Origin of the sequence: Mucilaginibacter sp., assembly GCF_028287845.1 — a bacterium.
Classification (GTDB): Bacteria; Bacteroidota; Bacteroidia; order Sphingobacteriales; family Sphingobacteriaceae; genus Mucilaginibacter.
Genome location: NZ_JAQBOW010000031.1, coordinates 23,990 through 39,561, shown reverse-complemented (window position 1 = coordinate 39,561; position 15,572 = coordinate 23,990). Strand labels below are relative to the sequence as shown.

Sequence of the window (15,572 nt, the reverse complement as noted above, 5' to 3'; positions counted from 1 at the left end):
TAGTGGCAGGCGCTAAGCACCTGCCACTATTAAATTGATCATTCAGAATTATAATATTATTAAGCCAATTTTTATGATATGGCTAATAATCTGTAATTATTAATAACCCGGGTTTTGAGTCCATTGAGTATTAATAGCCATTTCTGGGAACGGAATAGGAGCTATATATTTCTGAGCGATATTTGTTCCCGCTGGGATAGAGTTTTCTACAGCATTACGGCTAGCAATTACTTGCGGTAACAACTGCAAACGTACAATATCAAACCAACGCATACCAAATTCACCGGCAAATTCATAAGCACGCTCATACACTACTGCGTCTCTGAAAGCTGTTTGCCCTAAACCCGGCGTTAACGGTAGCTCGCCTGCACGTGCTCTAACTGCATTAATAGCATTGTAGGCTGCAATTGACGGGCTGCCTTCGGCCATATCTGCCGCTTCTGCATAGTCTAAAAGAACCTGCGGATAACGAATAATATCCGTTGCCTTATTAGTACTTGGTTGTATAGTAAGAAGTTGGGTAGCGGTTTCATTAACCCCATCGCCATTAAGCCCTGCCCTAAACTTTTTATAGTATGGGTGTTGCGCATGTGTTGTTGGCGAATTCCACGGAGTTAAGGTAAATGTTGTTTTATCCGCATTTCTTAACTTAAGTGTAGTATAGAAAGTAAGATCTGTTCTGGTACATACCGGGGCATTATTAAAGAAGTTGATCTCCGGATAAACATCATCCCAGCCGCTTGATCCATCAACCGCTACTTCGTCAAGCGGGATATTGGTTGAGCCGAAACTACGATTAGGTAAACCACCGGCTACGCTATACTCCAGTGAAAAAATAGATTCAGGAGAGTTGTTAGTTGTGAAAACCTGGTCGTAAGGTGTACTTAAATTATACGCGCTCGACTGAATTACTAAATTAGCCTCAGTTGCTGCCAAAGCGTAATTAGCGGGCTGATTTAACGGCCAGCCTGCCATAGTTAAATACACATCTGCCAGACATGCACTTGCTGAATAAGTTGTTGGCTTGCCTGATGACGGGGTTGTGCCTAAAAGACTTTTGGCAGTTTTTAAATCACTGATGATAGAAGCATATATTTGATCTACACCAACTCTTGGCGGCCTAACATCCAGACTTAGATTGGTTAATACCAAGGGCAATGCTCCAAATGTTCTTACCAAATAATAGTAACATAAGCCTCTTATAAAATAACACTGGCCCACTGACGCGTTTTTTAAAGCATCGGTTGAATTAACTTTTTGATAATTAGCAATCACATTATTGGCCTGGTAAATAGCTTGCCATGGCCCGTTCCATTGGTTTGTTAAACTTGAATTTGTGCTACCACCTGATAAGCGGTCAAAATCACGTTGATCTTGTTTATTTAAACCCGGATCGGTAGTTATGTCATCAGCACCAAAATAAGATGTTTCTTTGCTGGTAAAACCCCAGGCACCATCTCTGGCCAGAGCCACATACATTGCACTTACAGACGCGTCAAGGTCGCTTTGAGTTTTAAAATATGTTCCTGGTGTTAAAGTAGCCTTCGGATCTTCTTTAAGTTTCACACATCCGGCTAACATCACTCCAAAAAACAATGCTAATAGTATTGAATATTTTGTTTTCATCTTTATATATTTTAAAGAATTTTAAATTAATTTACCGTTACAAGCCAAGTCTTACACCTAAGGTGTAGGTTTTAGGATTTGGAATAACCCCAAATTCCTGCCCTTGTACAATAGGATTACCGCCATTATCAACTTCAGGATCATATCCTTTGTAAGGTGTAATTGTAAGTAAGTTTTGTCCGCTTACATATAATTGCAAACTCCTGATGCTCGCCTTTTTTAATAATACAACAGGCACATCATAAGCAAGAGACAAGTTTCTTAATTTTACAAAACTTGAATTATATACATAGCGGCTGCTATTGTTATAATTGTGGCTGGTACTGCTCCATGCCGGGTTATTTGTTTGATTACCTGGTGTCCATAAATTCTCTGGTACAGCTTCTGCAGTTGTAGCGTTTTTCATGTCACCTAAGCCACCCCATAAATAAGCAAGGGTTTGCGAAAACACCTGGCTTCCTTGTTGTCCCTGAAACAGGAAGCTTAAGGTGAAGTTTTTGTAAGCTATATCATTGCTCCAACCGTATGTAAATTGCGGTGTAGCATTACCTAATGTTTGATAATCTGCTGATGTATAGGCGTGATCACCATTTAAATCCTGGTATTTTGCATCACCCGGTTTCATACCATACAAAGCTGCCTGGGCTGCTTCGCTGGTTTTCCAGGTACCTAAAAATTTATAGCCATAAAACTCGCCTAATGGCTGGCCAATTTTTAGTATAGCGTTAACCGTATTGTTACCAGCTCCGGTTATTACATTATCAAGACCGGCAAGGTTTGTAACCTTGTTACGGTTAATTGACAGGTTAACGTTGGTATTCCATTTAAAACTTGGTGTAATAACGGGGCTGCCGCCAAGCGAGAACTCAACACCGTTATTGGTAAGGCTGCCTATGTTAGCCTGGTATGTACCACCGTTATCATAATAAGGTGCAGGGTTTTGGTACAGCAGGTTGTTTATATTACTTTTGTAAGCATCAAGGGTAAATCTTAAACGGCCTTGTAAAAAAGCTATGTCAAGACCAAAATCGTAGGCTGTTTTGGCTTCCCATTTAAGTGTATTTGATACACCGGTTCCAAGCGGAGTAGCTACGCTTGGTGAACCGGCACTCGTAGCGGTGCCACCACCATAGTAGTAATTACCTTGCGCGCCGCCAGTAAGAATACTAGCAATGCTTGAATAGGCGCCCACGTTTTGGTTACCTGTTTGGCCATAAGATGCACGAACTTTAAAATCAGATATTACTTTAGAGTCTCTTAAGAAATCTTCATTGCTTACGTTCCAGGCTAAACCTACTGACGGGAATGAACTGTACTTCTGTATTAAGTGCGAAGAACCGTCTGTACGGATAGCTGCCGTTAAGAAATATTTATCTTTATAAGAGTAGTTAACACGTGCCATATAAGATACTAACGATTCTGCAGTATAGCCCGAATTGTTTTGCTGGGTTGAACCTAATGCAAGGTTATAGTAACCTAACGCGTAAGTTGACAAGCCTTTTGAAGTGGCACCAAAATTTACATTGTTATCTGATTGTACCTCATACAAAGCCGTAGCGGTTATTTGATGATCGCCAAATTTATGTTTGTATGTTAAGAAATTACTACTTAAATAACTGGTTGTCTTGGTGGTAAGATTTGATATATAATCCGCCTTTGAATCATAGGCGCTTGTTCCCGGGCCAAAATAGTTTTGCAAATAATTTTGGTCGTATGAATAAACATCTGTTGATGTAAAAGTCAGATCTTTTATGATGCGATAGTTAAATGTAGCGCTTCCGTTAAAGTTGCCAGAGGTACCATCTGCCGCCTGGCTGGCGGCCTGCTCTATGGGGTTAAACTGGATAGAAGCATAAGAAGAGTGGTTAATATATGCGCCTGTAACAGGGTCGCGTATTGGTGATGTAGGATCCCACTCTACTGCCTGGTTAAACGGATCGCCTAAACCGCCGGTGTAACTGTTATTATGGCTTTGCGGAAGTGACGCGCCCAAAATGAATTTAACATCCATCTTATCGTTTAACTTGGTATCAAGATTTACCCTTAAGGTTGACCTTTTGTAAAATGAATTTAGTATGGTACCCGGTTGATCAAGGTGACTAAATGATACGCGATACTTTGTAGCATCTGAGCCGCCTGACACGTCAATACCATAATATTTTACCCATGGCTTTGTAAAAAGCGCTTTTTGCCAATCTGTACCGCCATTTGTTTGAAAATTACTAAGCTGCGCCGGGCTAAAAGCCGGGGTACTACCTGTAGAAACAAACTGGTTATTAACAGAACGTGCAAAATCATAAGCATTCATCAGATCCAATGTTTTAGGCATTTGGTCATTCTGAACCCAGGTATTGAAATTAATACGTGTTTGACCGGAATGGCCAGATTTGGTAGTGATTAATACAACACCATTTGATCCTCTTGATCCGTATATAGCTGTTGATGCCGCATCCTTCAATATTTCTATTGACTCAATGTCATTAGGATCATCGGGACTAGAATTAATATTTCCATCAGTTACATATAAAGGCTCGTTATTACCTGTGATAGAGTTAGCACCCCTTATTTTAACGCGGGGGGCCTGACCAGGCTGACCATTGCCGCTCACCACGGCTACACCGGCTGCTTCACCCTGTAATACCTGGGTTAACTGCGTAATAGGGCGTTTAGCTATTTCGCCGGATCCAATAGAGCTTTCTGCGCCGGTTACATCTCTTCTTAACTGAGTGCCATAACCTACTACAACTACTTCATTCAGTCCTTTAGCTGACGGTGCTAATTTTATGGTCATATCGCCTTCTGTAACGGCTACTTCTTTTGGTAAATAACCTACAAATGAAACCACCAGTATGCTTGACGCGTCGGGTACGTTTAATGTAAATGCACCATTAATGTCTGTAGCGGTAGCTATGTTGGTGTTTTTAACAGAAACTGTTGCTCCGGGCAATGGATCGTTATTTTCATCAATGACTTTGCCGGTAACTTTTAAAATTGCATTACTTACCGGATTAGCAACCTTTTCACTCTTTTTAAGAACAATGGTTTGCTGCATAATCTTATAGGTAATTGGCTGATCTTTAATGCATAAATTAAGAACATCTTCTATAGTTGCATTAGTTACAGCTATAGATACTTTTTCGTTTTTAGGCAAATCAAGTTTGTCATACAAAAAATGATAACCGCTTTGCTTTTCTATTGCTACTAATATTTTAGTAATAGAAACGTCTTTTTCATGAAGGGTTATATTTTGAGTATAACCTTTGGCACTCACTTGAACAAGGGATGCCATTATTAAAACAGCTGCTAGTTTCATTGCCAATAAAAATTTGGATATGCGATGGCAACTTAAGGGTGTTGCCTTTAAATTTAATTTCATACTTTAGTAAAGTTTGGGTAAACGTTAAACTGTTAAATCTCTAACTCTATTGATTGGCCCAAATGTTGCCGGGAAAGCACTGCAATGCTTCCCGGTTTTTTTTTCTTTATACTATATAAAGAATGGCCAACCCGCAATTTACTGGTGGGTTCGTATACTTTTTCTCATCTTTCTATTTTTTGGGTTAATAAATTGGGTTTATGTATTAAGTTGTTGTTTTATTCGGATTATTTAAAAAAGCTCAATTCCCATCATTGAACTTTTTTTTAATTTATTAAGTAAATGCTCTTTCCTTTTATTTCAGAATTAACACCTGTGTATTTTAGCATATTTAATAATTCTGACACTTTAACACCTCGCGAAATCCTGCCTGAGTATTGTTTAACGGGGATATCTCCTTCGTAAACTACACTTAAATCATACCAGCGGCATACCTTGCGCATTATTGATTGTATGTCATCATCTGCAAATTGAAACAAGCCGTTTTTCCATGCCAGTTCCTGATCTACATCAACTTCTTTAATAATATTTACATTTTGTTTGCTTTGTATAGCCTGTTGGCCTGGTTTTAAAGTTCCGCTCCAATTTGCGCTTCTTATTTTTACAGCCCCCTCTTGGAGCGTTGTTTTGGTAGCATTTTCATCATCATAAGCCATTACATTAAAATGAGTACCTAATACCTCAATTTCTGTATTGCTTGTTTTTACTATAAAAGGCATTGCCGCATTTTTTGCAACTTCAAAATAAACTTCTCCGGTAATTTCAACCCGCCTGTCTTTTCCATTAAAAAATGTTGGGTATTTTATAGATGAGGTTGCATTAAGCCAAACCTTACTGCCGTCGGGCAATACTATTTGATATTGGCCCCCTCTTGGGGTTGCTAATGTATTAATTTGCGGTATTGTTTCTTCACCTGTGTTCCCGGCAGTATAAATAAGTTTTCCGTTTGATGTATTATTTACTACACTTTTACCTTGTTTTGATAAAACGCCGATATGAGCGCTATCTAATGCAACTGTTGAACCATCAGCAAGTGTTAACACGGCTTTGTTAGTTCCGGGTAAGGCATCTGGCAAAATTTTAGTTTCTTTTTGAACAGCAAACCGCTGTTTTAAGTTCTTTTGTTTAAAACCGAAATACAGGCAAAAACTTCCCACAAGAACTATAGCAGCCGCAGCTGTGTATTTTTTCCAATAAAAAATTCGTGTTTGAGAAGGGATAGCTTCTAACTCCTGTTTACCATCATGTAAAATATGGTTAAGCATTTCATAACTCTTGTTTGCTGAGAACAATGGAACAGTAAATTGAATTTCATCCCATGCCTTTTCCATAAGCACAGTTAAATGCTCATCATTAGCAGATGATGCAATCAATTTAAATAATTCGTTTGTCTCTTGTTGCGTAGCTGTTTTTTTAAAATAGCTATTAAACAAATACACAAACCTCTCCTCAGATTGGTTCATTATAAAAGGTTACTATAGAATTTAGGCATCTATATATAACATGACACAAATACAGTAAAAAAAGGGGGTATTGAATTTTATTTTTTTTATAAATTCAATAAAATCACAATAAATAAGATGGACGCATCAATATTTGTCTGTATATGATTTTTAATTGAGGTAACGGCGATCTTTAAATATTTTTTAACCGTTTCTTTAGACAGATCAAGGTTTTCTGATATTTCTGAATATTTAAGCCGTTGATGACGGCTTAACAGGTATACTTTTTTTTGCTGGACAGGCAAATTATCAATAGCTTCATCCAGCAGATCATAATATTTTGTATTACGCTCGTTTTCTGATAGTGCCATCATATCTATTACACTATCGTCCCATTGCTCATAATGTAACCGCTCCCTGGCTACTTTTCTTAAACAGTTTAGCGCGTGATTTTTGGAGATAACAAATAAATATCCTTTAAAATTCTTAATCCCGGCTAATTCTCCCCTACTTATCCATATTTTAAGGAAAACATCCTGAACCACCTCCTCGGCCAGTTCCATCGAATCTGTTAAATGATATATATATATGCCCAATTGATGATGGTGCAAGGAGAAAAGCTGTTCAAAGGCTTCCTCATTGCCGTTCGCCACACTCAAAAGCATGTCCTTTTCGTCCAGAAAGGTCTTGTTATGCATTTAAACAGATAATTATTAATTGAACTAACGTTATTCTTTTTGTAAAATTTTACTCAGCGAATAAATTAAATTATAGTCACTTCTAACATCAATTTTATGTAATTTTTTTTCGATTGGATACTGATAATAGCTGCCTTACCCTTATTGGATCTGGCCAAATATATGCACATACTAACCTATCTTATCCTTAGGTTTGACCGGCACATTTCGCAGCGGCAAATAAATAATAATATAATTAGGTATTTAGGTAGTTATAATTTAACGCTAATATCAGTAAAAAAATTATTATTTAATATTATATTTTCAAGGCGTACAGAGTATTATTTTATATAATATATATTAAAATAATTATTCGGTCGGATGCTTGGCCGATTATGACACTGTGCTATATAACTTTAATCTAATGCATAAGTATCTGTTTTTTTGTGTCCGATAACCAATGGCTTTTGCAGTTTTTTATCAAATAAATAATTGCCTATTACCAAATAGTCCATTTCTGTTTGCATAAAGCCCAGGTAAGCATCCCCGGGGGTACATACAATGGGCTCGCCACGCACATTAAATGAGGTATTTATTAATATCCCTACCCCTGTTTGTTTTTTAAAATCATTAATAAGCTGCCAAAATTTAGGGTTTGTTTCCTTGCTCACCGTTTGTATCCTTGCCGTGTAATCTACATGAGTAATAGATTGAAACGCTGACCGCAGGCTATAAAGCCTCTCATAAAGCGCAAGGCTGCTATAATTGCCTGGTTCTGGTTTTCTTAATGCTTCTTTAAGGTGGCCAACAAATAACATATAGGGCGAGGGGAATTTAAGATCAAAATACTTCTCCATATCCTCTGCCAAAACACTGGGCGCAAAGGGCCGGAAACCTTCGCGATACTTAATTTTAGTGTTTATTATCTTTTGCATTTCAGGGTTCCGGGCATCTCCTAAAATACTTCTGTTACCCAAAGCGCGCGGCCCAAATTCCATTCTTCCCTGAAACCACCCTATCACCTTCCCATCAGCTAATTTTTTACTTACATCGGCACTCAACTCATCAAAATCATTATAGTACCTGCTATCTGCAGTATAATTATTAATGAGCTTTTTTACATCTTTATCATTGTATTCAGGGCCCAGGTATGCTCCCTTCATTAAATCAGGTGCCGGTGATGTTTTCGTTGGCTGGTCATAAAAAATATGGTGTGCTGCATAAGCCGCACCCAGCGCCCCGCCGGCATCGCCTGCCGCAGGTTGTATCCAAACATTATTGAACAAACCGGCATTGGCTATTTTGCTGTTAGCAACACAATTTAACGCTACACCACCTGCCATTACCAGGTTTTTGCTATTAGTGATCTTTTGCGCCGTTTTTGCTAACGCTATTACTATATCCTCGGTTACCTGCTGTATGGCCAATGCCATATTCATATGTATTTGAGAGATGTCTGATTCTGATCTCCTTCGTGCAAACCCGAACAGCGCCTTCCATAAACTGTCATTGGTCATTCTTAACCCTGTAGCAAAATTAAAATAGCTCATATTGAGCAGGATTGATCCGTCTTCGCGTATATCTACAACATTATCCAGAATTTTTTTTTTAAACTCCACGGTTTGAGCCGAATCAGGATTACCGTAGGCAGCCAGTCCCATTAATTTATACTCGCCGCTATTTACCTTAAAACCCAGGTAATAGGTAAATGAAGAATACAGTAAACCTATAGAATGAGGGAATTGTAATTCTTTAAGAATCTTAACCGTATTATCTTTTCCATGGCAAATAGTTGTAGTAGCCCATTCGCCAACACCGTCAATAGTTAAAATAGCTGCCTCATTAAAAGGAGAGGGATAAAACGCACTGCCAGCATGTGATAAATGATGTTCTGGAAATAAGAGTTTAATTTTTTTACTGCCAAATTGTACTAATTCTTTACGCAACATTTTTTTCATAAAGAGTTTTTCTTTTATCCAAACAGGTATAGCAGTAACAAAGCTGGTTAATCCTTTAGGAACAAAGGCATGGTATGTTTCTAACAAGCGTTCAAACTTTAATAAGGGCTTATCATAAAATGCTATAGCCGTAAGGTTATCATAGTTTACCCCCGACTCTTCCAATACGTACTTTATAGCCTGGCATGGAAATGCCGGATCATGTTTTATTCTCGAAAAACGCTCTTCCTGCGCGGCGGCTATAAGTTCGCCATCTATTAAAATAACTGCCGCGCTATCATGATAAAAAGCCGATATGCCTAATATTACTACTGCCAACGATGATTAAAATAAGGTATAAATAAACGGCGCCAAAGCCGATGCACTAGTTAATACGATCACTATTGCTAATATTAATAGAATTGATATCAATGGAAGCAACCAAAATTTCTTCCGGGTTTTTAAAAATTCAAATAGTTCTTTTAAAAATTCAATCATATCAAGAATAATTTGTTTAAAAAGTATTTAAAAAATCAGCCTCTTTATATAAATGATCACGATTAACCATTACAGACTGGCTGCTTTTTTTAAACTGGCGTAATTTTAAATTATCTACACCTGTTAGCTTTCTGAAAAACCCAACCGGGATAACTATTACCAGGAATACAATTCCCATTAATATTTTTGAGCTTACAGCACTTAAAACTTTAGATAAGCTAAACCAGCCCACTGCTAATGGGTAAAATAGTTTTGGTATAATAAGGCTGATCAAGGCCACTGCCAGCGCCGCGATAACCAGGTCATGTTTTTTATAATATAAAGCCAAACCAATAAGTACTACTACCAGCACCTGGCTAAACTCAACCGTTTGTAGTTTAGTGATTTTAGCTAATATACTTTTTTGTCTGTCCATATTTATTTTATGCCAATAACATTTGCCAATATAGCCAGTGCATCTTTGTTTTTCTTATCTCGTTTTAATGCTTTATCAATATACTTAACCGCGCCATCCTTGTTACCCATTTTAGCATACGTACCAGCTATTTTATTAATAACTAATATATTGGTAGTATCATTTTCATATACTTTTTTTAGCTGTATTACATCATTTACATATTGCATAACCGGTGCAAGATTAAAACTTGAGGTATTGTTTTTAATAGCATAGTCAAGGTAAGGAACAGCTTGTAAAGGTTTATCCAGCTTAAGATAAAGTACAAAAAGATTCCTTGCTTTATCAAAACCCGGTGACCTGTTAAAAGATATACTAAAGTTTGCCGCCGCGTTGCTGTAATCCTTTATGGCGCCGCTCAAATTTGCAGCTTTTTCATAAAGTGCGTCCTCGTTAGGCGTTTCCAATATTAATGCTTCAACTACTTTTTTTGCATTGGCAATATCCTTATTGTTTATGTAATAATTGTAAAGCTGGTCCATCGCATCTGCCCAGCTCATACTTTTAAAGGTAACACCATAGGCCAATTGCTCTTCGGGCGAATTAACTTTATAATCAGGCTTTACTGTAACTGCGGTAAAGGGCCAGCTGCTTTTTAAATTAGCCATTTTATAAACACCTGTTAGTGAGTCTATTTTGGTAATAGGCATATCATGCAACAATTGCTTAAATGATAGCTCACTTTCTTTACTTACTGCAATAAAATGTTCTTTTTTAAGGCTTTCATAAAAAGCATCAGACATTAGTGCATATCCCGCAAGATTAGGGTGAACATGCTCTAATATTAATCCATCGCCAATAATATGGTGATCTGAGTTAGCTTCAAATTCGGCCTTAGTATCAACCAGGTGTGTATAAGGATATTTTTTGATTAGCCCGGTGATAATATCATTTATTTGCTGCGGCGCCCTAAACCGTAGCGCATCCAGATCTTTTGCCCTATCAAAATAGGTTTTGGCAGCTTTGTAATCTCCCTGATTAAATAATATCTGCCCAATATAGTAATTGCACAAGGCATGGTTTGCATATAACAGGTTGGCGGCATTAAAATATTTTAGCGCTGCCGGCATATCATTATGGTTAAAAGCCTGCATGCCCTGCTTATAGGCCTCATTAAAAGCCAAATGGTTTGCCCCTGTAGCTGCAATACTTACAAATGGTTTCAGGTCTTTTTCATTACTTACCAGGTTGCTTATAAATACAGGTACCTTATGTTCATTAAGCGTTTGCAGGGTTTGATCCATATTGGTTCTAAACTGGTCAATTCCCCTATTATACAATACTGATTTATAGGGTATCTGCTGATTGGCAACCATCCGCTTCATTAACGTTTCTTTCAACTCACCTTTAGGTATTACCGGTGCGCCTGCTATGCTGCTATATACTCTAGTTATTAACTGTACCAATCTTAGCTGTCGCAGGTTAAGTATAGTTTTTACCAACAATGGACTGCCCCCAATGTTTTCTGTTGAACCTACACCTAAAGCTCCATAATATTCATTGTGTCCGGTATAAATTAACACGGCATCCGGCTCATAGTTTACCACTTCTTTGGCAAAGCCCAAAACAGTATAAGAGTTAACCGCGGTTAGTGAAACATTAATGATCTCAAAGTTTCTATCCGGGAAAGTATGCATTAAACGGTATTGCAACCATCTGTGAAAAGAGCCATTATGAAAGTAGGGATAACCTATAGTGGTTGATTCGCCTAAAACAAAAATGCGGGTTGTGTTTGGGTCTTTTGTTTTTTTAAACGGTTCTCTGTTGCCTGTTGTTGCTATAACCTGATTTAAAAAATACTTCTTGGACGCGTCTGGATTAAATACCAGGTAGTTTTTGTCATTTTTATCTTCTATAAACAGGCTCAGATTATATCCATAACTAGATACGCGTAATAGTACTTCGATAAAAAATAATAGTAAAAAAGGCAATAAAATACCTATTAACTTAAATAAAAGCGCTCTATTTTTAGATACTTGCTTTGTTGCAGGTTTTGATCTGCCAGACTTTATGTTACTCATTAATTTTACGAAATAACAGAAAAATAACTAAATTAAAAGTAAAATTACTATATCTGTTTAGGAAACTTATTATGTGCAATTTTCAAGGCCGAGTCTTTTGCTTTTACCAAAACCCTTAGTAGCCTGCACAATAACAGAATAAATAAACCGTTTAGTATAATAGTCTTTCAAAATACTACAAAGCACCTGCTGTTTCTGGCCCGACAACCCATAAACATACTGGTTGATTACAAACGCAGCTTAATCATTATTGCGCAAACACAACCAGGCAAATTCAGGCCAACAGTGAATCATATCCTCTCTGTTATTATATCACAATAGCCATGGAAATAACCATGCCTGTTATTTATTGCTATCAATTTAATTTTTATGATCATACTTATTTTTTTTATTGCCCACTGGTTCCTATCCCTATTTTTTCAAACATTTTTCCAGCACCGCTATGCTTCGCACCGGATGTTTACCACCAATAAATTCTGGGAACGTGTATTTTATTTATTGGCCTACCTTTTTGAAGGGACTTCTTTTTTAAATCCCCGCGCTTACGCAATGATGCACCGACAGCACCATGCTTTCAGCGATACCGAAAACGACCCGCATTCGCCACATTTCTTTACAGACATCTATCAAATGATGAAGTCAACTATTAATACTTTCGGCGATTATGTGAAAAGAACCAAAGACCCGGAAGCACAGTTCCCGGGGCATTACCCCGAATGGCCAATAGTTGACCGCATTGGTTCATCAATCTTATCCCGGCTACTTTTTGGCGCAGCTTATACCTGCTTTTATATTTTCTTTGCAGCCCATTGGTGGCTGTTCTTATTGCTACCCATTCATTTTATGATGGGTCCCATCCATGGCGCAATTGTGAACTGGTGCGGGCATAAATATGGCTACAGGAATTTCGATAATAAAGATAAATCCAAAAACACAACACCGTTTGATTTTCTGATGCTGGGAGAACTGTTCCAGAATAATCATCATAAGCATCCTAACAGCGCCAATTTCGGTAAGAAATGGTTCGAAATTGATCCGGTTTATCCCGTGATGAAACTCATGCACTGGATGCGGATCATTACTTTAAGAAAAGCTTATTAAATATTAATATCGTGAGAAAAGACAAAAAACTGCCTGTTGACAAATAGAAAAAACCCATCTGATTACCGGTCCGGTAAATCAGCAATGGCTAAAACTGAATAATTTTTAACAACAAAAACTTAAATAAGATGAATAATCAAACTATAGAATATCAAGCGAAAGAATATCTCTTTGACTTAAATAATATTGCGAATGAGAATGGATTTAAATCCGAAGAGGGATGGGAACTGAGCATGGCAACAGCTGATGAAAAGAAAGCCATAGAGAAAAAGTATTACCCTACTGTATCTACCAGCGTATTACCTGAAATTGTTGCAGCGTTTTTAACGCTAGTTAAAACAAAATTAGCCACCGTAAAAGCTAAGTTCCACAACGCTACCGAACATGATGCAGCCAGGAATAAACAATTGCAATTCCTGGTAGCGTATAATCCAAACAGACTGCGCCGTTAAAACAGGGTTTATTAAGGCATTCTGGACAAATAATTATAAAGATGCTAAGTGGTTTTATAAATTTTACTATTGCCCCCTGGGTATAGCAAATGTGCATAGCGAAGCCATAAGAGTCCCAATCTGCTTAAAAAAAGGAAAGAATATTATTACTTACAATAGGCAGATGGGCTTTTAACCTTTATCTGTTGATACAAAGGTACTTCTATTATCCAAAATCTTATAATTTTCTTTAAATAATTTTAGCAAGTAATTTGCTTTGGCCCAATAATCAGTTAAATTTTTCCAGTTTTTAGCAGGATTTAATAATTCATCAGGAATACCCGGGCAAGATTTAGGGATCATTAAATCAAACACAGGGAAAAGCTCATACTCAACATTATTTAATTCTCCATTAATTGCCGCGTTAATTATTGCGCGTGTATAAGCCAGTTTTATCCGTTCGCCAACGCCATAGGGACCACCTGCCCACCCGGTATTTATTAACCAGATGTTTATATTGTTACCGCTTATTTTTTCACTTAGCATATTAGCATACGTTTGTGGATGCAACGGCAAAAATGCTTTGCCAAAACAGGCAGAAAATGTTGCCTGAGGTTCATTTACACCCAATTCGGTCCCGGCAACTTTAGCGGTATAGCCAGATAGAAAATAGTATAAAGCCTGTTCTTTATTTAATTTAGCCACCGGCGGCAGCACTCCAAAAGCATCGGCAGTGAGAAAAAAAATGTTTTTTGGGGCAGTACCTACAGAAGGTATTACGGCGTTTTTTATATAATGAATTGGGTATGATACCCTGGTATTTTCTGTCTTTGCTATGTTATCATAATTCACACTTTTCCTGCCAAGATGAAAGCAAACATTTTCAAGAAGGGCCCCCTCTTTAACAGCTGCAAATATCTGCGGTTCTTTTTCAGGATCTAACCCTACAGTTTTTGCATAACATCCACCTTCAAAATTAAATACAGAATCTTCACTCCAGCCATGTTCATCGTCGCCTATCAATCTGCGATCTGGATCTGCTGATAAAGTGGTTTTACCTGTACCCGATAAGCCGAAAAAAATGGCTGTATCATTTTCTCTACCCATATTGATAGCGCAATGCATGGGCAATATACCTTGCCGGGGAAGCAAAAAATTAAGTACAGAAAATACCGCTTTTTTTATTTCACCCGTATATCCGGTACCGCCTATCAATATAATTTTTTTTGTAAAATTGATAATCGAAAAGTTCGACTGGCGCGTTTCGTCCTCCAGGGGATTGGCTCTAAAACCGGGCGCGGCAATAATAGACCACTCGGGGTGATTGATAACCGGTTTATCGGGCCTGATGAAAAGATTATAAGCAAACAGATTTTGATAGGCTTTTTCGGTTATAACCCGTAACGATAATCTGCTATTTTCATCGGCGCAAGCAAAGGCATCACGAACAAAAAAATCTTTATCGGCAAGATATTTTATCACCTTTAAATAAAGTTTATCAAACGCGCCAATACCAAAGGGAATATTAACATCACCCCACCAAACCGTGTCTGTTGTTAAATCATCATTTACAATAAAGCGGTCTTTTGGCGAACGGCCGGTAAACTCACCTGTATCCACAGCCAATACCTTTTTATCAGTTAAAATCCCCTCTTTATTTTCAATTGAATGACTGACCAGGATATTCGGTGGCAGTTGGTAGTAACAGGGTTGCTGGCTGCTTAAATTAAGATAAGACAGGTTAAGGGTGCTAATCCCTGTTGTTTCGAAATTATATTTTTTTGTACTAATCATAATGGCGTATTTAAAACCGTACGACGGACAGCTTATTTTAATATGTAAAGTTGGTTCGATTTGGTCATGTATACTATACCAAGTATTAATTTTAGAAAAAAAGACCTTTACTAATTTATTTTTTAGTCATTAAACCTATTTTACTGTTTTTTATGCCCTGATTTAGTCAAAAATGAATTTTAAATGCATTTTAAATACACTATGGTTAACATAAA

At 37.5% G+C, this 15,572-nt stretch carries 11 protein-coding genes; 2 read left to right on the top strand and 9 right to left on the bottom strand.

Annotation, left to right across the window (positions count from 1 at the left end):
* Window positions 1-99: 99 nt before the first annotated feature.
* The 8 genes from JWP71_RS02945 to JWP71_RS02910 form a co-directional block, all read right to left on the bottom strand.
* On the bottom strand, window positions 100-1,626 hold the full coding sequence (locus JWP71_RS02945; RefSeq protein ID WP_299496916.1) for a RagB/SusD family nutrient uptake outer membrane protein: 1,527 nt from the start codon (window positions 1,624-1,626) through the stop codon (window positions 100-102).
* A 37-nt stretch (window positions 1,627-1,663) separates the two neighbouring features.
* Entirely contained in the window at window positions 1,664-4,939 is a 3,276-nt protein-coding gene (locus JWP71_RS02940) for a TonB-dependent receptor (RefSeq protein WP_299496914.1), read from the bottom strand.
* 329 nt (window positions 4,940-5,268) lie between these two features.
* A complete protein-coding gene (locus tag JWP71_RS02935; protein WP_299496912.1) occupies window positions 5,269-6,465 on the bottom strand; it encodes a FecR family protein in 1,197 nt (398 codons plus the stop codon).
* 86 nt (window positions 6,466-6,551) lie between these two features.
* Window positions 6,552-7,142: a sigma-70 family RNA polymerase sigma factor gene (locus tag JWP71_RS02930; RefSeq protein WP_299496910.1), complete on the bottom strand. Its 591-nt coding sequence runs from the start codon at window positions 7,140-7,142 to the stop codon at window positions 6,552-6,554.
* Window positions 7,143-7,537: 395 nt separating this feature from the next.
* A complete protein-coding gene (locus JWP71_RS02925) occupies window positions 7,538-9,397 on the bottom strand; it encodes a carbamoyltransferase (protein WP_299496908.1) in 1,860 nt (619 codons plus the stop codon).
* Window positions 9,398-9,403: 6 nt separating this feature from the next.
* Window positions 9,404-9,556: a DUF5989 family protein gene (locus JWP71_RS02920; RefSeq protein ID WP_299496905.1), complete on the bottom strand. Its 153-nt coding sequence runs from the start codon at window positions 9,554-9,556 to the stop codon at window positions 9,404-9,406.
* A gap of 16 nt (window positions 9,557-9,572) precedes the next feature.
* Window positions 9,573-9,971, bottom strand: coding sequence for an SxtJ family membrane protein (locus JWP71_RS02915; RefSeq protein WP_299496901.1), 399 nt, complete (start codon window positions 9,969-9,971; stop codon window positions 9,573-9,575).
* A gap of 2 nt (window positions 9,972-9,973) precedes the next feature.
* A complete protein-coding gene (locus JWP71_RS02910) occupies window positions 9,974-12,031 on the bottom strand; it encodes a tetratricopeptide repeat protein (protein ID WP_299496898.1) in 2,058 nt (685 codons plus the stop codon).
* A 369-nt stretch (window positions 12,032-12,400) separates the two neighbouring features.
* Between JWP71_RS02910 and JWP71_RS02905 the strand changes: the two genes are divergently transcribed.
* Entirely contained in the window at window positions 12,401-13,132 is a 732-nt protein-coding gene (locus JWP71_RS02905; protein ID WP_299496896.1) for an acyl-CoA desaturase, read from the top strand.
* 128 nt (window positions 13,133-13,260) lie between these two features.
* The gene (locus JWP71_RS02900; protein ID WP_299496894.1) at window positions 13,261-13,584 is read left to right on the top strand and encodes a hypothetical protein; all 324 of its coding nucleotides are present in this window, start codon (window positions 13,261-13,263) and stop codon (window positions 13,582-13,584) included.
* Between the two features lie 171 nt (window positions 13,585-13,755).
* Here the strand turns inward: JWP71_RS02900 and pckA are convergent, their stop codons facing one another.
* Window positions 13,756-15,357 carry a phosphoenolpyruvate carboxykinase (ATP) gene (gene pckA / locus JWP71_RS02895; protein WP_299496892.1) on the bottom strand — a complete coding sequence of 534 codons (1,602 nt, stop codon included), beginning with the start codon at window positions 15,355-15,357 and terminating at the stop codon, window positions 13,756-13,758.
* Between the last annotated feature and the right edge of the window lie 215 nt (window positions 15,358-15,572).